Raw genomic sequence first — 16,968 nt, 5'->3', positions numbered from 1 at the left:
GACGAGCACCCTAGACGCTGCCGCGTCCCCGTGGCCCGGCCAAGGTCACCAGCTGGAGTGCAGCGGGCGTCCCTCCTCGTAGCCCGAGCGGGACTGGACGCCGATGGTGGCGCGCGCGTGGAAGTCGGCGAGCGTACGCGCGCCCGCGTAGGTGCACGACGACCGGACGCCGGAGGTGATGAAGTCGATCAGGTCCTCCACGCCGGGACGCCCCGGGTCGAGGTACATTCGCGACGAGGAGATGCCCTCCTCGAACAGGCTCGCCCGCGCCCGGTCGAAGAACGACTGCTCCTTGGTGCGGGCCCGCACCGCGCGGGCCGACGCCATCCCGAAGGACTCCTTGTAGGCACGGTGGTTCGGGTCGGTGAGCAGCGGGCCGGTCGACTCGTGCGTGCCGGCGAACCACGAGCCGATCATCACCGCGCCGGCCCCGGCGGCCAGCGCCAGCGCCACGTCGCGGGGGTGCCGGACGCCGCCGTCGGCCCAGATCGCCCGACCCGCGTCGGCGGCGGCTTCGGCGCAGTCGAGCACCGCGGAGAACTGCGGACGCCCCACGCCGGTCTGCATACGGGTGGTGCACATCGCACCAGGCCCCACCCCCACCTTGACGATGTCGGCGCCCGCCTCGATCAGGTCGACGGTGCCCTCGGCGGTCACCACGTTGCCGCCGACCAGCGGCACCCGGACGCCGGTGGCGCGCGCATGCTCGTCCCGGATCGCGCGCACGGTGGACAGCACCTGCAGCATCCGGTCCTGGTGGCCGTGCGCGGTGTCCATCACCAGCACGTCGGCACCGGCCGCGAGCAGAGTGCGGGCCCGGTCGGCCACCTCGCCGGAGATGCCGACGGCCGCACCGATCCGCAGGCGGCCCGCGGCGTCCAGCGCCGGGGAGTAGATCGCCGACCGCATCGCGCCCTTGAGGGTGAGCACGCCGACCACCTCGCCCGCGGCGTCGACCGCGATCGCGATCCGGCGGCGGGACTCGGTGAGCAGCTCGAACACGTCGCTGGCCGGCGCCGTCGCCGGCACCAGGGTGAGATCGGTGGTCATCGCCTCGTGCACCGGCACGAACCGGTCCAGCCCGGCGGCATCGGACGCCGACAGCAGCCCCACCGGACGCCGGCCTTCGGTCACCACGGCCACGCCGTGGGCGCGCTTGGGGATCAGCGCCAGCGCCTCGGACACCGACGCCTCCGGCGTGGTGCGGATCGGGGTGTCGAAGACCGTGTGGGCACCCTTGACCTTGCCGATGATGGTCTCGACCGCGGAGGCCGCGAGGTCTTGGGGGATGATCGCGATGCCGCCCCGGCGTGCCACCGTCTCGGCCATCCGCCGCCCCGACACCGCGGTCATATTGGCCACGACCAGCGGCGTCGGCAGCCCGAGACCGTCGGTAGAGGACAGGTCCACGTCCATCCGCGAACGCACCGAGGAACGCGTCGGCGACATGAAGACGTCGTCGTAGGTCAGGTCATGGTCGGGCTTGCCGGTGGTGAATCGCACGGCGGTTAGCGTACCCGCTCACCGGGCCCGAGAACGCCGAAGGCCCCCTCCGTGACGGAGAGGGCCTTCGGACTGTTACGGATGCGATCAGTGCGGCAACGCCGGCTTGTCGTCGTCGCCGTGGTGATGCGAATCGGCGATCTCACCGGCGGTCGGCTTGGTCACGTCGTAGCCGGAGTACCACGCCGAGAGCCGTGCCCGGAAGCCGCTGACCCGGTTCGGGTTCTTGATCTTCACGCCGTGCTCGTCGTGCGTGGGCGAGGCCTCCAGCGGCGTGTACTGCCGGTGCTGGGTGAGCGTGAACGCCTCGTCTTCGGAGATCGGCACATGGGGCTCGGAGTAGCCGCCCTGCGGGCTGCGCACCAGGATTCCGGACTCGGATCCGTGCAGCACGCGCTGCTTGTCGGCGCGCTGCAGCGACAGGCAGATGCGCTTGGTGACGATGAAGGCGATCACCGGGCCGACGAAGACCGCGACGCGCAGGAACCAGGTGACCGCGTTCAGCGACACGTTGAACTGCGTGGCGATGATGTCGTTGCCGCCGCCGGCCCACATCAGGCCGTAGAAGGTCACGCCGGCCATACCGAGCCCGGTGCGGGTGGGCGCGTTGCGCGGACGGTCGAGAATGTGGTGCGGACGCTTGTCGCCGGTGATCCACGCCTCCACGAACGGCCAGACGCCCAACGCGGTGTAGAAGATGCCCATCAGCACCGCGAACGGCAGGAAGATGTTCCACGACCAGGTGGTGCCGCCCCAGTGGGATTCCCAGCCGGGCATGATGCGGACCGCGCCCTCGACCCAGCCCATGTACCAGTCGGGCTGCGAACCGGCCGTGACCTGCGCCGGGTTGTACGGGCCGTAGAGCCACACCTGGTTCACCGACATGGTGGCGCCCATCAGGATCAGCACGCCGAAGACGATGAAGAAGAAGCCGCCGGCCTTGGCCATGTAGACGGGGAACAGCGGGTAGCCGACCACGTTGTTCTCGGTGCGCCCGGGGCCGGGGAACTGAGTGTGCTTGTGGTAGACGACCAGCGTCATGTGCGCGGCGATCAGGCCGAGCAGGATCGCCGGGATCAGCAGGATGTGCGCCATGTAGAAGCGGGCGATGATCGCGTCGCCGGGGTACTCCCCGCCGAACACGAAGAACTCCACCCAGGTACCGACCAGCGGCACGGAACGGATCGCGCCGTCGGTGAAGCGCAGACCGGTGCCGGACAGCAGATCATCGGGCAGCGAGTAGCCGGTCATACCGGCGATCATCGACAGCGAGATCAGGCCGATGCCGATCAGCCAGTTCAGTTCGCGCGGCTTGCGGAAGGCGCCGGTGAAGAACACGCGCAGCATGTGCGCGGTCATCGCCGCCATGAACAGGATCGCCGCCCAGTGGTGGATCTGGCGCACCAGCATGCCGCCGCGGACGTCGAAGCTGATGTGCAGCGTCGACTCGAACGCCTGGCTCATCGCCAGGCCCCGCATCAGTTCGTAGCTGCCCTCGTACTCGATCTCGGCCATCGACGGCTTGAACCAGATGGTGAGGAAGATGCCGGTGAGCAGCAGCACGATGAAGCTGTACAGCGCGATCTCGCCGAGCAGGAAGGACCAGTGATCGGGGAACACCTTGCGCAGGCTCGCCTTGCCGATCTTCGCCAGGCCGACCCGGTCGTCGAGCCAGGCGGCGACGCCAGTGACACCCTTGACGGGACCCTGCTGAGTCGGGGCGTGAGTTTGAAGAACCTCGGCCTGTTCGGCCGTGGCAGCGGGCTTCGCCATCACCGATCACCGTCCTTGAAGTCGTTGCGGGAATCGCGCTCGAAGTAGCTGGGGCCGACCGGGACGGTGAAGTCGCTCTGCGCGACCAGGTAACCCTCGGCGTCCACCTTCAGCGGCAGCTGCGGCAGCGCGCGGGCGGCCGGGCCGAACACGACGACGCCGGAGTTGCCCAGATCGAAGGTCGACTGGTGGCAGGGGCACAGCAGGTGGTGGGTCTGCTGTTCCCACAGCGAGATCGGGCAACCGACGTGGGTGCAGATCTTGCTGTAGGCCAGGATTCCGCCCACATGCCAGTCCTTGCGGGACTCGGGGATGCGGATCGAATTGGGATCCATCCGCACCACGATGAGGGCCGCCTTGGCCTTGGCGTTCTGGTACTCCTTGCCGTGCAGCTTGAGCAGGCTCTCGGGCTCGGCGTTGACCAGCTGGCCGATCTCGAGCTCGGACGCCTTGAGCGGCCGGTAGTTGCTGTCATTCACGACGCGGACGCCGTCGGCCCAGATCGTCTTCTCGATCGTCTCCCGGCGGGTGGCGGCGACCGGCCACGGGCCGAGGTCGGCCAAGGTGACCAGCGCAGGAACCGCGACGATGCCGAGCGCGCCGCCCAGCGAGGCGAGCAGCAGGCCGCGACGCTGCACGCCGGCGTCGGCGATGCCGTCGTTCAGCTTCTGCACGAAGCCCGCCTTCTGCTCCTCATCGGAGCTGGCCGCGTGGCGCTCCTCGGCGACCTCGGTGTCGTTCATCAGCTGGCGAGCCCAGTGGATGGCGCCGATACCGATCAGCAGCACGGCCAGACCACCGGTCAGGCCCAACAGCGTGGAGTGCACATGCCAGTTCACGCCCAGCAGGTGGAAGGTCGCGCGAGCGGGAACGGCGAAGTAGATCACCACGAAGGCGATCGCCAGGATCGGCACCAGGCCGAAGCAGGCGAGCACCTGGCGGTAGGCGCGGTTGCCGGCGGCGGCGTCCACATCGCTGTAACGCTCGACATGCTCTTCGATGCCCGGATCGGGCACCGGGTGCAGGGTCTCGTCCTCAGCGGCGACGAGTGCGGTGGAGTGTTCAGGCGTCATTTCGCGCGTGCTCCTCGGGAGGCGATCCAAACGGCGACGAGGCACAGGCCTCCGATTCCGATGACCCAGCCGAAGAAGCCTTCGGTGACCGGGCCGAGCCCGCCGAGGGAGAACCCGGCGGACGGCTGCTCCTCAAGCGTCTTGAGGTAGCCGATGATCGACGCCACGTCCTCGTCGGGGATGGCGCCGGCGGAGAACACCGGCATCTGCTGAGGACCGGTGCGCATGGCCTCGTAGATGTGCAGCGGCTCGACGCCGTGCAACGGCGGCGCGTACTTACCGTTGGGCAGGGCACCGCCCGAGCCGGCGGCCTGGTGGCAGGCCGAGCAGTTGGAACGGAACAACTCGCCGCCGCGGGCGATCGCCTCTTCGTCGAGCTTGCTGTAGTCGTAGGCGCTCGAGGACGGGATGGCCGGGCCGGGGCCGAGCGTCTGGACGAACGCGGCGATCGCCGCGATCTCCTGTGCGGAGTAGGTGACGTTCTTGCGCGGGGCCTGCGCGCCGGGCTTGGCCATCGGCATCCGGTTGGTGCTCATCTGGAAGTCGACCGATGCCGCGCCGACGCCCACCAGCGACGGGCCTTGGGAGGTGCCCTCGCCGTTGAGGCCGTGGCAGGTGGCACAGGTGACCTGGAACAGGCCCTTGCCTTCGGCCACCTGAGCGGACATGCCGGTGTCGGCAGCCACCTGCGTAGCGGGGCTCAGCACTGCGTACAGCGCCCCCATCAGCACCAGGGCGAACGTCACGGCGAGTGGCCGCGCCGCCTTGTGCCGCCTTCGTGAGGATCCGGATCGCATGGATGCGCCTTTCGGAGTCGGGGACGGACGGGTCATCGGATGATGTAGATCACGAAGAACAGGATGATCCAGACGATGTCGACGAAGTGCCAGTAGTACGACGTGACGATCGCATGGACGCGCTGCTCATGGGTGAAGGTACGCGCCACGTACGTGCGCCCGAGCATGAACAAGAAGAGGATCAGGCCGCCGAGCACGTGCAGACCGTGGAAGCCCGTCGCCAGGTAGAAGGCGGAGGTGTAGGCGTTCGTTCCGAGCAGGAAGCCCTCGGAGACCAGCTGGTAGTACTCGAAAGCCTGGCCGCCGATGAAGAACGAGCCCATCGCGAAGGTGAGCACGTACCACTCACGCATGCCCCACTTGGCCACGTTGAGCAGGCCGCCGGTGCGCGAGACGAAGCCGTTCTCGGCCCGCATCACGCCGACCTGGCAGGTCACCGAGCTCAGTACCAGGATGGTGGTGTTGATGATCGAGAACCACGGCAGCTGGATGCCGAACCAGTCCTGCATGAAGTGGGCCGAACCCCACTGCCACATCGTCTGCTGCCCCTCGGCCGCCATCGCGGTGGTGTGGTTGCGCAGGTTGAAGTAGGCCGCGAAGAGCGCGGCAAAGAACATCAGCTCGCTCGCGAGCCAGATGACGGTGCCGACCGCCACCATGTCCGGCTTGCCCTTGATACCGTGCAGGCGCGCGGGCGCGACCGGATGGAGCGCTCCATGCGGGATGGCCGGTACCGTGCTCGACTTCGCTGTATTCGCCACGGGCGCCATTATTGCGGGGAAAGCGGCCCGGGTCACGTTGGGGGTGGGCCGGGACGCAAAATGATGACTGTTCGTGACCTGACCGTGTCTTTTGGCGATTCCGAGCGCGTCTCGATGGCTCCGGACAGGGGTCTGCTACGCCCCGGCGCGGGTTGCCGTGCACGCCCGCGAGCGTGCGGGTTAGGATGGCGGGCATCGACCCTGGGAAAGGTATGAACCCGATGAGCGACGACGCAGCCGACGTGGCCGAGATCACCGAGGCACTGGGGGCCTCCCACGCCGCCGAGGCGTCGGCGCCCGCCCCCAAGGCGACGATCCTGGTCTACTCCGATGATCGCAGCGTGCGCGACCAGGTCCGGTTGACCCTCGGACGCCGCGTCGCCTCCGATCTGCCCGAGATCGAGGTGGTCGAGTGCGCCACCCATCACGCGGTCACCAAGACACTGGATGCCGGCGGCATCGACGCGGTCATCATGGACGGCGAGGCCACCCCGGCCGGCGGCATGGGCATGTGCCGCCAGGTCAAGGACGAGATCGCCAACTGCCCGCCGGTGCTGCTGCTGGTCGCACGCGTGGCGGACGCCTGGCTGGCGACCTGGTCCCGCGCGGACGCCGTCGTCGCCTACCCGATCGATCCGATCCGCCTTCCCGAGGCCGTGGCGGGCATCCTGCGCACCCGCCTGGCCAGTGAGGCGACGGTTCGGTGAGCCGCAGCTGGCCGGACCTGCTGACCGGACTGGTCCAGGGCAAGGACCTCGATCGCGAGTCCACGCTGTGGGCGATGAACGAGATCCTCTCGGGCGAGGCCACGCCGGTGCAGATCGCCGCCTTCATGGTGGCGCTGCAGGCCAAGGGCGCGACGCCGAACGAGCTCACCGGGCTGGTGCAGGGCATGCTCGACAACGCCCGCCCGATCGACCTGCCGCATGAGGCCGTCGACATCGTCGGCACCGGCGGCGACCGCGCCAATACGGTGAACGTCTCGACGATGGCCGCGGTGCTCGCCGCAGCGGCCGGGGCGAAGGTGGTCAAGCACGGCAACCGTGCGGCCTCCTCCAAGTGCGGCACCGCCGACTGCCTGGAGGAGCTGGGCGTCGTGCTCGATCTCTCCCCCGCCGCGCAGGCCGAGGTCTTCGACAAGGTGGGCATCGTCTTCCTGTTCGCCGCCCACTACCACCCCTCGCTGCGGCACGCCGCCGCGCCCCGGCGCGAGCTCGGCATCCGCACCACGTTCAACTTCCTCGGCCCGCTGTCGAACCCGGCTCGCCCGGCCGCGCAGGCGATCGGCGTCGCCGATCCGCTGATGGCGCCGCTGGTCGCCGATGTGCTCGCCTCGCGCGGCAATCGTGGACTGGTCTTCCACGGCGGTGATGGGCTCGACGAGCTGACCACCACCACGGTCAGCGACGTGTGGGTGATGGCCGACGGCGCGGTCGAGAAGGCCACCCTCGACCCGGCCGGGCTCGGCATCGCGCCGGCGTCCGCGGGCGACCTGACCGGCGGTGACCCCGCGTTCAATGCCCAGGTGGTCCGCGATACCTTCGCGGGCGCCCCGGGCGCGGTGCGCGACATCGTCCTGCTCAACGCGGCGGCGGGCCTGCTGGCCTTCGACGGCCCCCGGCACGGGGTGCCGCTGGAGGAGCAGTTGCGCGAACCCATGGAACGCGCCGCCTCCGCCATCGACTCGGGTGTCGCGAAGCACCGCCTTGAGGAGTGGGCCCAGCTCACCCAGTCGCTGGCGGGCTGATCCGCTCCGGCCTCAGCCCATGAGTGCACGGACGCCTAGGGCGACGAACGGCCCGGCGAGCAGGCCGGGACCATAGGGGAAGGCGCCGCGGCGTCCGCCCAGCCGGAACCCGATACCGATCAGCGCGCCGACCATCGTGCCCGCGAACGCCGATACCCAGACCAGATCGGCGTCCACCAGCCCGGTGACCGCCCCGATCGTGGCGGCCAGCCGGACGTCGCCGTAGCCGAACGCCCCACTCAGCCGCCACAGCAGGTGGAATCCCCCGCCAAGCGCGATCGCCCCGGCGGCGGCGCCCAGCACCGGCCAGGCCGAGCCATGGGACACGGCCACGACCGGCACACCGGCGGCCGCGATCACCCAGCCCGCGTGGGACAGGCGGGCTGGAAGCCAGGTCGTGCGGGCGTCGATGACGCAGGCAAGGGCATTGACCGATGTGAGCGCCACCCAGGCGAGCCAATGCTCCGCGGGGAGCGCGCCGAAGGCGATCAGCCCACCGGCCAGGCTCACCGCGCCCACGCCCCACGCGAACCGCGGTGTGGCGAGCGCGGCGTAACCGGGCTTGCCCACGGTGTCCGGACCCATCGGCTCGGGCAGCGCACGCAACACCGCCGGTGTGAGTGCGCAGGTGAGCCCGGCGAGGGTGAGCGCGACGATCGCGGCGGGCCAGGACACGGCGTCAGCCTACGCAGCCTGGCTGCGCGCCGGCACCATCGGGGCACCCGCGCCGCTCGCCTTCGAGCGGTGGGTCAGCTCCTGCCTCACCTGCACCCGCAGCGCGATCTCGATCGTGGTGCGGGTGATCGACCCCGACGCCAGCGCGACGACATGGTCGGCGGTACAGCCCAGCATCGAGGCCAGCGCCGCCGGGGAGGCGCCCGCCGCCAGCATCGCGGTCAGCAGCGCCGCCGTTCCCGCCGCCCAGACCTGGCCGGTGCGGATGCGGGGGCCGTCAGCCGCGGTCAGCCGGAGCAGACGGGTGGCGTACACCGCCGGCAGCTTCTGGCCGACCGGACGGGCTACCACGCGCTCGGCCAGCTTCAGCGGCACCCCCGCGTGCACCGCAAGGACCCGCCAGGGCAGTCGGGTGGCGGCGCTCACGTGCAACAGGTGCGCCCGGAACGGCGCGGCGTCCACCCATGCGTACGTCATCGGTTCTCTCCTTCCACGGCTTCCTATCCAGGAAGGCCTGAGGAAGGCGGTCATTGTGAGCGCGAACGGCGAAAAAGTCCGGCAGCGCCGAACGCGCGCGCGAAACAGCGCTGGGGCGGACCCGGTAACGGATCCGCCCCAGCGCTGCGCGTCAATGACTCAGTGCTTGTAGTCGCCCACGTAGTACTCGTAGGCCCAGCCGAAGGCCGCCCACAGGCCGACCCCGGCGCCGATCAGCGTCAGCCACCAGCCGAACACCACGCCCAGGAACATCACCGCGATGGCCACGGTCGTCCAGAACGGGACGATCGAGGTCGGCGGGAAGAAGCCGAGCGCGCCGGCACCCTCGACGATCTCGGCCTCCTTGCGGTCCTCCGGACGCGGGCCGTTGTTGCGGCCGGTGAGGAACAGCAGGCCCCAGATCATTCCACTCGCCAGCAGGGTGAGCGCCAGCGCCGTGGTGCCGATGACCTCGACCGCGCCGTCCTGGATGTAGGTGATGTAGGCGTAGGCCGGGACGTCGATGAGGAAGAAGACGACCAGGAACAGGAAGATCTTGGCTTCGGTCTTCACCGCTGGCCCTCCTCGGTCTTGGAATCGATGGCGGTGCCGTGACCGGCGTCCACACCCGAGATCTCGGGGTGATGCAGGTCGAACGCGGGAGCCTCACTACGGATGCGCGGCAGGCTGGTGAAGTTGTGCCGCGGCGGCGGGCACGAGGTGGCCCACTCCAGGGAACGGCCCCAGCCCCACGGGTCGTCCACGGTCACCCGGGGCGCGTTCTTGTGGCTGATGTACACGTTCCACAGGAACGGCAGCATCGAGATACCCAGCAGGAAGGAGCCGACGGTCGACACCTGGTTGAGGAAGGTGAAGCCCTCGAACTCGAAGTAGTTCGCGATGCGGCGCTGCATGCCCTCGATGCCCAGCCAGTGCTGGACCAGGAAGGTCAGGTGGAAACCGGCGAACATCAGCCAGAAGTGCAGCTTGGCGAGCTTCTCGTCGAGCATGTAGCCGTAGAACTTCGGCCACCAGAAGTAGAAGCCGGCGAACATCGCGAACACGACCGTGCCGAACAGCACGTAGTGGAAGTGGGCGACGACGAAGTAGGTGTCGGACACCTGGAAGTCCAGCGGCGGCGAGGCCAGGATGACGCCGGTCAGGCCGCCGAACAGGAAGGTGGTGAGGAAGCCGACCGCGAACAGCATCGGGCTGTCCAGACGGATCGAGCCGTTCCACATCGTGCCGATCCAGTTGAAGAACTTCACACCGGTAGGCACCGCGATCATGAAGGTCATGAACGAGAAGAACGGCAGGTTGACCGCGCCGGTGACGAACATGTGGTGCGCCCACACCGAGATCGACAGCGCGCCGATCGCGAGTGTGGCGCCGACCAGGCCGATGTAGCCGAAGATGGGCTTGCGGGAGAACACCGGGATGATCTCGGTGATGATGCCGAAGAACGGCAGCGCCAGCACGTAGACCTCGGGGTGGCCGAAGAACCAGAACAGGTGCTGCCACAACATGGCGCCGCCCGTGCCCGAATCGAGGATGTGCGTGCCGAGGACGCGGTCGCTCAGCAGCACCAGCAGGCCGGCGGCGAGCACCGGGAAGACGACCAGGATCAGGATCGAGGTGACCAGGATGTTCCAGGTGAAGATCGACATGCGGAACATGGTCTGGCCCGGCGCGCGCATCGTGACGATCGTGGTGATGAAGTTCACCGCGCCCAGGATCGAGGACAGGCCGAGCAGGTAGAGGCCGGCCAGCCACAGGTCGCCGCCCACACCCGGGGAGTGGATGGCATCCGACAGCGGCACGTAGGCGAACCAGCCGAACGAGGCCGCGCCGTCCGGGCTGAGGAAGCCCGCGCACGCGATCAGCGAACCGAACAAGTACAGCCAGTAGCTGAACATGTTCAAGCGCGGGAACGACACGTCCGGCGCACCGATGTGCAGCGGCATGAGCGCGTTGGCGAACGCCGCGAACATCGGCGTGGCGAACATCAGCAGCATGATCGTGCCGTGCATGGTGAAGAACTGGTTGAAAGTCTCGTAGTGCAGGTACTGCAGCCCCGGGAACGCCAGCTCGGCTCGGATGGCGAGGGCGAGCAGACCGCCGAAGCCGAAGAACGCCAACGCCGTCCAGATGTACAGCTTCGCGATCACCTTGTGATCGGTCGTGGTCATCCACGACCAGATCAGGGCACCCATCTTCTCCTTGCGCTCCACGCGCACCGCGGATGCGTCAACACGAGCGGTCGTCATGTCAGCCCTCCTGCTTCGGACCGGTGGCCGGGAAGGCCGGCATCTTGGGCTTGGCGCCGCCGAGAGCGGCAATCTCCTTGACCTTCTTGTTGTATTCCGCTTCGGGTAGCACCTCGACGTTGAACACCATCGCGGCGTGGTAGGTGCCGCACAGTTCAGCGCACTTGCCCAGGAAACGGCCTGGCTTGGTCGGCGTCACGTCGAAGCTGTTGGTACGCCCGGGAATCACGTCGAGCTTGAAGTAGAAGTCGGGCACCCAGAAGGAGTGGATCACGTCGGCGGAGTCGAGCTTGAACCGCACCGGCTTGTTCAGCGGCAGGTAGAGCGTCGGAAGGTTCTCCATCGTGCCGATGGTGTGCGCATCGGCACCGATGGCCGGGTTGTCGGCCTCCAGGTAGCTGAACGACCACGACCACTTCTGGCCGATCACGTCGATCTTGTGCACCGGCTGCTGTTCCTCCTTCGCCAGGACGCCGTTTTGGGCCTGCACGGTGAAGAAGAACAGCACGCCGATGATCAGGAACGGCACCAGCGTGTACATGATCTCCATCGGGAGGTTGTACTTGGTCTGGCGCGGCACATGACCGTCGTGGCGGCGGCGGTAGCGGATGAGCGTCCAGAAGATCAGGCCCCAGACGATGACACCGATCACCATGGACGCGATCCAGGCGCCGTTCCACAGGTTGCCGATGAACGGGGCGCGATCGCTCGCGGCCTCCGGAAGCCCCCATCGGCCCCATTGCTCCAACGTTTCCTGCGAGCAGCCGCTGAGAGCCAGCGCGCCGGCAATGGCGGCGGTCAGGCCCACGGCGCGCCGCGCGGCCGAGGAGGAACTGTTCGAAGCCACGTCACACCCTTCCGATGCTTGGAGCCGACCTTCCGCTTGCGGGCAGCGTCCGGTCGAGCTGTCGATGCTCGCCGTCAGACTAACCCAAACGAGCGTCCCGCCGCCTCTCCAGGAGGCGGCGGGACGCTCGTGCTGAGGGGATCGTGCCCCAATCGTGACCTGGTCGGCCGGGCGTCAGTTGAAGCTGTCGCCGCAAGCGCAGGAACCGCCCGCATTCGGGTTGTCGATGGTGAAGCCCTGCTGCTGGATCGTGTCGACGAAGTCGATGGTCGCGCCCGACAGGTAGGGCGCGCTCATCCGGTCGGTGACGACCTTCACGCCGAACCACTCCTTCTCGACGTCGCCATCGAGCTCGCGGTCGTCGAGGGCCAGCTGGTAGCGCAGACCGGCACAGCCGCCGGGCGCCACCGAGATGCGCAGGGCAAGGCCTTCCTCGCCCTCGCTCGCCGAGAGGGCGAGCACCTTCTGGGCGGCAACCTCGGTGAGGATGATGCCGTCGGCCTGGGTCTGCGTGTCAACGCTCATGTGGATGGTTCCTCCGTTGATGCTGGGTGCCGCCTCAACGTCGCGCTCGGCGCGGCGTATTCCGCTGACGTACTACCACAGTTTAGGTCAACCTCAACCACGGACGAACTTCGTCCGTCACCAGGTCCAGCTCCGCGCCACTCCGGCGGCCCGTTCGGTGAGCTCGTCGGCGCTCAGCCCGGCATCGCCACCGAGCGGATAGGCGACCTCGACACCGAAGGTCCGCAACTCGCGCCCCGAGACCGCGACCTCGCGCGCCACCACCACCGCGGGGCGCATCGAGCGCTGTGCGATCGCGGCCATCTCGGGCACCACATGCCCGCCCCGAGTGGCGAAATCGACCTGGTCGGCACCGGTGATCACCACGTCGGCGAGAGCGGCGGTGCGCTCCAGGTGCGCGATCTGCGCGCACAGCGCCGGCCCGCCGGTGGTCCAGGCACCCAGCGCCGTGAGGGCGAGCACCGCTCCCCCGGCTGCGCCGAGCCCCGGGGCGTCCGGGATGCCGAGCGCGGAGGCCAGCGAGCCCAGGGCGGCGTCCGCGGCCAGCATGACGGCCGGGTCGGTGCCCGCGGCACGCCCGCGGCGGGAGGTGAGCCCGCGCAGGCCGAGCAGCAGATCGCCGAGTTCGCCCGGGTCGATGACGGCGACGAGTTCGGTGGCGCCGACACGCTCGCGGGCGAGGGCCAGATCGATCGAGCCCAGCCCGCCGAGCGCACCCACTCCCCGGTCGAGCGGGACGTCGGCGCGGGCACCGAGAGCGGCGAGGATCCCGGCTCCGCCGTCGTGGGTGATCAGCCCGGTCAGGTCGACCACCACGCGCCGCGGCCGCGAGCTCAACGCGGCGGCCAGCGCCTGCCCCACCCCGAGCGAGGTGGAGGCGACATCGACGCCGGTCGGCTCCTCGTCGCCATGCACATGATCGTGATGGACGCCGCGGGTGCGGCCGGCGTCCGGATCGCCGACGACGACCGAGTCGTCGCCCAACGCGGCCAGCGCCGCGGCCAGATCGGGCCCGCCGGAACCCATCGGCACCACCGCGACCTCCACACCCGGGCGGGCCGCGAGGAAGGCGCGACCGAGCGCGGCCCCCGCGTCAGCCGACGCGAGGGCCCCGATCCGGTCCGTGCCGATGAGTACGCGCACTAGGGCAGCAACCCCGAATACGCCGGGTCTTCGCCCATCCAGGTGCGCACCTCATCGACCGTGGCGTCCGCGTCGGGCAGGATCAGGTCGGAGTCGACCAGCAGGTCGGCGTCCAACTCCTCACCCTGGGTGCGGACCTCCTCCAGCAGCCGCAGCAGCGCACGCTTGAGTTCGTCGGCGTCGCCGGCGCGGGCGGCGGACTCCACCGCGTCGTCGAGGGCGTTCAGGATGTCGAGTTCGGCATCGGATAGGCGGTACTGGCCCTCGCCGAGAATCCGGACGATCATCACATTCCCCTCTCAGGCCTGGCCGTTGCCCGGCGCGGGCGGCGTGGTCGGGGTCACCTCGGTGACGTCGGCGTCCACCGGCGTGCCGACAGGCAGCTGCGGCGTGGCCGCCGCGGCGGGACCGGTGCCGATCGCCCCCATGGACGCCTTCAGCGCGGCCAGCTCGTTCTCGACCTGCGACCCCGAGGCCAGCGCGTCGAGTTCGCGGGTGATGTCGTCCTTGTAGGTGTGCGACGGATCCTCCAGCGCACCCGAAGCGAGCAACTCGTCGATGGCGCCGGCGCGGGCCTGCATCTGCGCCGTCTTGTCTTCGGCGCGCTGGATCGCCAGGCCGACATCGCCCATCTCTTCGCTGATTCCGGTGAAGGCCTCGTTGATCCGGGTCTGCGCCTCGGCAGCGGAGTAGGTGGCCTTGATGGTCTCCTTGCGGGTGCGGAAGGCGTCCACCTTGGCCTGCAGGCGGGTGGAGGCGCGGACCAGCTTCTCCTCCTCGCCTTGGAGCTGCGCATGCTGGGTCATCAGGTCGTCGAGCTGCTGCTGCAGGCCCGACTTGCGGGTGAGCGCCTCGCGGGCCAGATCCTCGCGGTTGACCTCGAGGGCGCGCTGCGCCGACAGGGTGAGCTTCTTCATCTCGGCGTCCAGCTGGTTGGCCTGCAGCTCCACCCGCTTGCGGCTGGTGGCGACGTCGGCGACGCCGCGGCGCACCTTCTGCAGCAACTCGAGCTGGCGCTGATAGCTGTAATCCAGCGTCTGGCGCGGATCCTCCATCTTGTCGAGCGCCGCGTCGGCCTTGGCGTTGAAGATGAGCTTGAGGCGTTCGAACAAACCGGCCATGGGGTTCTGAGGTCCTTCCGTGGGACGAGATACGGTCGCCAGCCTACCCGCGCCGCGCGCGTTCCGGCAGGTGAGGGGCCGCTCGGCATTAGACTGGACGCCGATCACCCGACCGACCAGTCCGAAGCCGAGGAACCGTGGCGTTGTTCAAGAAGTCCGAGCCCGTCGAGGAGCCGCAGCCGACGGCGTCCCAGTCAACGCCCGGCGCGAAGAAGGCGGTGCCGACGCCGAGCCGTCGCGAGGCCGAAGCGGCCCGGCGCGCACGGTTGAATCCGCAGCTCTCCCCCAAGGAGGCACGCCGCCGCGAGCGCGAGGCGCAGGCCAGGGCCCGCGAGAAGGCGCTGACCGCCCAAGACGCCGAGCCGGCCCGGGTGCTGCTGCGCGACTTCGTCGACTCCCGCTTCAACCTGGCCGAGTTCGCGATGCCGGTGTTGTTCGCGCTGCTGCTGGTGACGATGGCGATGTCGATGGTGCCCGGGCTCGTCGAGATGTCACAGTGGTTCTTGTTCGTGTCGTGGGGCTACATCGGGCTGATGATGCTCGACACCTTCGTGATGTGGCGCAAGTACAAGGTGGTGCTCGCCGACCGCTACCCTGGCACGCCGTTGCAGGGGCTGCTCAGCTACGGCTTCAACCGCCAGTTCACCTTCCGGCGCTGGCGGCGTCCGGCCCCGCGAGTCAAGCGCGGGGGCAGCTACTGATGGCCTGGCGCTGGGTCAGCGACGGCGTTGTGGACGCCGCGGCCGCCGCCGAGGCGGGCCTGGGCGAGGAGTTCGCCTCGCGCGGGGACGCCGAGGCGTGGCTGAGCGACTACTACGAGGATCTGCTGGACGCCGGGATCACCGAGGTGACCCTCATGGACGGCGACCGGGTCGCGCACGATCCGATGAGCCTGCTGCCCTGAGCTCGCCGGCCACCAGCACGCCGCCGAACGCCGCGAGCACCACGCCGACGCCACCGACGACCGGGCGGGCGCTGCGGTGCGCGGCCAGGCGCTCCTCGTAGGTCTGCTGCTTGGTTCCCTGCGCGTTGACGCAGATGTCACCGGGGCCCATCGTCGCGTCGCGGCAGCTGATCTGCGGGGTGCCCGCGGTCAGCGCCCACACCAGCGCGCCGACCCCGATGACGATCAGCGCGACGTGCGCCCACACCTTGCGCCGGCCCCTCACCGCACCGATCCCGTCACCAGCGGAGCCTTCTCGACGCTGAACGTCTCGACGCTGCGCCGCACCCGGACGCCGACCGTGCCGCCGGGGGTGTAGTCGGGCGGCAGCAGCGCCAGCCCGATGCCGGCCTCCAGCGTCGGGCTGAACGTACCCGAGGTGACCCGGCCGATCACCGCGCCGGCATCGTCCACACATTCCATGCCCGGGCGCGGGATCGCCCGGTCGGCCGCCTTGATGGCGCGCGAGCGCAGCGGCGTCCCCTGGGCGCGGAGGGCGCGCAGGGCGTCCGCACCCCAGAAGGAGGGCTTGTCCCAGCCGACGGCCCAGCCCACGCCGGCGGTGACCGGGTCGATGTCGAGGGAGAGTTCGTGGCCGTGCAGGGCGTAGCCCATCTCGGTGCGCAGCGTGTCGCGGGCGCCCAGACCGCAGGGCGCGATGCCGTGCGCCTGGCCGGCCGCCATCACGGCGTCCCACACCGCGGGCGCGTCCTCGGCGCGGCAGACCAGTTCGTAGCCGCGTTCGCCGGTGTAGCCGGTGCGGCAGACGGTGAGCGCGCGGCCGTCCAGCACCGCCGGGCGGAACTGCATGTAGTCGAAGTCGGCCGCGATGCCGAGCGCGCCGAGCACCGCATCCGATGACGGCCCCTGGACGGCAACGATCGCGTAGTCGGTGTGCTCATTGGCCACGATCACGCCCGCGGGGGCCGCCTCGGCGAGCCGCCGCACCACCTCGGCGGTATTGGCCGCGTTCGGGATGAGCATCACCTCGTCGTCGCTGACCAGGTAGGCGATCAGGTCGTCCACCACGCCGCCGGCCTCGTCGCAGCACAGCGTGTACTGCGCCTGGCCGGGCGCGATCCGGCCCAGGTCGTTGGTGAGACACGCGTTCACGAAGGCGCGGGCGCCCGGGCCCGATACGCGCGCATTGCCGAGGTGGCTGACGTCGAAGATACCCACGCCGGTACGGACGGCCTTGTGCTCGGCGACGACGCCCGCGTACTGCAGAGGCATCGACCAGCCGGCGAACTCGGCGAAACGCGCGCCGAGGGCGACATGACGCTCATGCAGCGGGGAGAGCAGCGGCTCGGTCATGG

General features: G+C 69.4%; 20 protein-coding genes. 4 read left to right on the top strand and 16 right to left on the bottom strand.

The features are described 5' to 3' along the window. Positions 1-45: 45 nt before the first annotated feature. From QM708_RS12600 to QM708_RS12580, 5 genes are all read right to left on the bottom strand, one after another. Positions 46-1,503 (bottom strand): GuaB1 family IMP dehydrogenase-related protein, encoded by a 1,458-nt coding sequence (locus tag QM708_RS12600; protein ID WP_415109016.1) that lies wholly within the window; start codon positions 1,501-1,503, stop codon positions 46-48. 87 nt (positions 1,504-1,590) lie between these two features. Continuing rightward, positions 1,591-3,276: a cytochrome b gene (locus tag QM708_RS12595; RefSeq protein ID WP_415109013.1), complete on the bottom strand. Its 1,686-nt coding sequence runs from the start codon at positions 3,274-3,276 to the stop codon at positions 1,591-1,593. Then, positions 3,276-4,349 (bottom strand): Rieske 2Fe-2S domain-containing protein, encoded by a 1,074-nt coding sequence (locus QM708_RS12590; protein ID WP_415109010.1) that lies wholly within the window; start codon positions 4,347-4,349, stop codon positions 3,276-3,278. The genes QM708_RS12595 and QM708_RS12590 overlap by 1 nt, the downstream gene beginning before the upstream one ends. Then, positions 4,346-5,146, bottom strand: coding sequence for a c-type cytochrome (locus QM708_RS12585; RefSeq protein WP_415109007.1), 801 nt, complete (start codon positions 5,144-5,146; stop codon positions 4,346-4,348). The genes QM708_RS12590 and QM708_RS12585 overlap by 4 nt, the downstream gene beginning before the upstream one ends. 32 nt (positions 5,147-5,178) lie before the next feature. Then, positions 5,179-5,805 carry a cytochrome c oxidase subunit 3 gene (locus QM708_RS12580; RefSeq protein WP_415111416.1) on the bottom strand — a complete coding sequence of 209 codons (627 nt, stop codon included), beginning with the start codon at positions 5,803-5,805 and terminating at the stop codon, positions 5,179-5,181. A gap of 323 nt (positions 5,806-6,128) precedes the next feature. On the opposite strand from QM708_RS12580, the gene QM708_RS12575 reads away from it, so the two are divergent. Continuing rightward, on the top strand, positions 6,129-6,614 hold the full coding sequence (locus QM708_RS12575) for a response regulator (protein ID WP_415109004.1): 486 nt from the start codon (positions 6,129-6,131) through the stop codon (positions 6,612-6,614). Continuing rightward, on the top strand, positions 6,611-7,654 hold the full coding sequence (trpD, locus tag QM708_RS12570) for an anthranilate phosphoribosyltransferase (RefSeq protein WP_415109001.1): 1,044 nt from the start codon (positions 6,611-6,613) through the stop codon (positions 7,652-7,654). Before QM708_RS12575 ends, trpD begins: the two co-directional genes overlap by 4 nt. Positions 7,655-7,666: 12 nt before the next feature. On the opposite strand, the gene QM708_RS12565 is transcribed toward trpD, so the two are convergent. The 9 genes from QM708_RS12565 to QM708_RS12525 all read right to left on the bottom strand — a co-directional run bounded on the left by QM708_RS12565 (position 7,667) and on the right by QM708_RS12525 (position 14,709). After that, on the bottom strand, positions 7,667-8,329 hold the full coding sequence (locus QM708_RS12565) for a prepilin peptidase (RefSeq protein WP_415108999.1): 663 nt from the start codon (positions 8,327-8,329) through the stop codon (positions 7,667-7,669). Between the two features lie 9 nt (positions 8,330-8,338). Beyond that, positions 8,339-8,806, bottom strand: a complete 468-nt coding sequence (locus tag QM708_RS12560; protein WP_415108996.1) for a hypothetical protein — start codon at positions 8,804-8,806, stop codon at positions 8,339-8,341. Positions 8,807-8,965: 159 nt separating this feature from the next. Then, a complete protein-coding gene (locus QM708_RS12555; RefSeq protein WP_415108993.1) occupies positions 8,966-9,379 on the bottom strand; it encodes a cytochrome c oxidase subunit 4 in 414 nt (137 codons plus the stop codon). Continuing rightward, entirely contained in the window at positions 9,376-11,073 is a 1,698-nt protein-coding gene (gene ctaD / locus QM708_RS12550) for a cytochrome c oxidase subunit I (RefSeq protein ID WP_415108990.1), read from the bottom strand. The genes QM708_RS12555 and ctaD overlap by 4 nt, the downstream gene beginning before the upstream one ends. Position 11,074: 1 nt before the next feature. Next, complete coding sequence (gene coxB, locus QM708_RS12545; RefSeq protein ID WP_415108987.1) at positions 11,075-11,920, bottom strand: cytochrome c oxidase subunit II; 846 nt, start codon at positions 11,918-11,920, stop codon at positions 11,075-11,077. 174 nt (positions 11,921-12,094) lie between these two features. Then, a complete protein-coding gene (locus QM708_RS12540) occupies positions 12,095-12,445 on the bottom strand; it encodes a HesB/IscA family protein (protein WP_415108984.1) in 351 nt (116 codons plus the stop codon). A gap of 117 nt (positions 12,446-12,562) precedes the next feature. Then, positions 12,563-13,588 carry a glycerate kinase gene (locus tag QM708_RS12535; RefSeq protein WP_415108981.1) on the bottom strand — a complete coding sequence of 342 codons (1,026 nt, stop codon included), beginning with the start codon at positions 13,586-13,588 and terminating at the stop codon, positions 12,563-12,565. Then, positions 13,588-13,875, bottom strand: coding sequence for a PspA-associated protein PspAA (pspAA, locus tag QM708_RS12530; RefSeq protein ID WP_415108978.1), 288 nt, complete (start codon positions 13,873-13,875; stop codon positions 13,588-13,590). The genes QM708_RS12535 and pspAA overlap by 1 nt, the downstream gene beginning before the upstream one ends. Before the next feature lie 12 nt (positions 13,876-13,887). After that, positions 13,888-14,709: a PspA/IM30 family protein gene (locus tag QM708_RS12525; protein WP_415108975.1), complete on the bottom strand. Its 822-nt coding sequence runs from the start codon at positions 14,707-14,709 to the stop codon at positions 13,888-13,890. Between the two features lie 137 nt (positions 14,710-14,846). On the opposite strand from QM708_RS12525, the gene QM708_RS12520 reads away from it, so the two are divergent. Continuing rightward, complete coding sequence (locus QM708_RS12520) at positions 14,847-15,410, top strand: DUF3043 domain-containing protein (protein WP_415108972.1); 564 nt, start codon at positions 14,847-14,849, stop codon at positions 15,408-15,410. Then, a complete protein-coding gene (locus QM708_RS12515; protein WP_415108969.1) occupies positions 15,410-15,613 on the top strand; it encodes a hypothetical protein in 204 nt (67 codons plus the stop codon). The genes QM708_RS12520 and QM708_RS12515 overlap by 1 nt, the downstream gene beginning before the upstream one ends. Here QM708_RS12515 and QM708_RS12510 read toward each other — a convergent pair. Both QM708_RS12510 and gcvT read right to left on the bottom strand, forming a co-directional pair. Continuing rightward, a complete protein-coding gene (locus QM708_RS12510; protein ID WP_415108966.1) occupies positions 15,564-15,878 on the bottom strand; it encodes a hypothetical protein in 315 nt (104 codons plus the stop codon). The genes QM708_RS12515 and QM708_RS12510 overlap by 50 nt on opposite strands. After that, positions 15,875-16,966 (bottom strand): glycine cleavage system aminomethyltransferase GcvT, encoded by a 1,092-nt coding sequence (gene gcvT, locus QM708_RS12505; protein WP_415108963.1) that lies wholly within the window; start codon positions 16,964-16,966, stop codon positions 15,875-15,877. The genes QM708_RS12510 and gcvT overlap by 4 nt, the downstream gene beginning before the upstream one ends. Positions 16,967-16,968 lie beyond the last annotated feature (2 nt).

It is taken from the genome of Propioniciclava sp., from assembly GCF_047602245.1.
GTDB lineage: Bacteria > Actinomycetota > Actinomycetes > Propionibacteriales > Propionibacteriaceae > Propioniciclava.
Note: the sequence above shows the minus strand (reverse complement) of the source record. Positions and strands in the feature narration are given on the sequence as shown.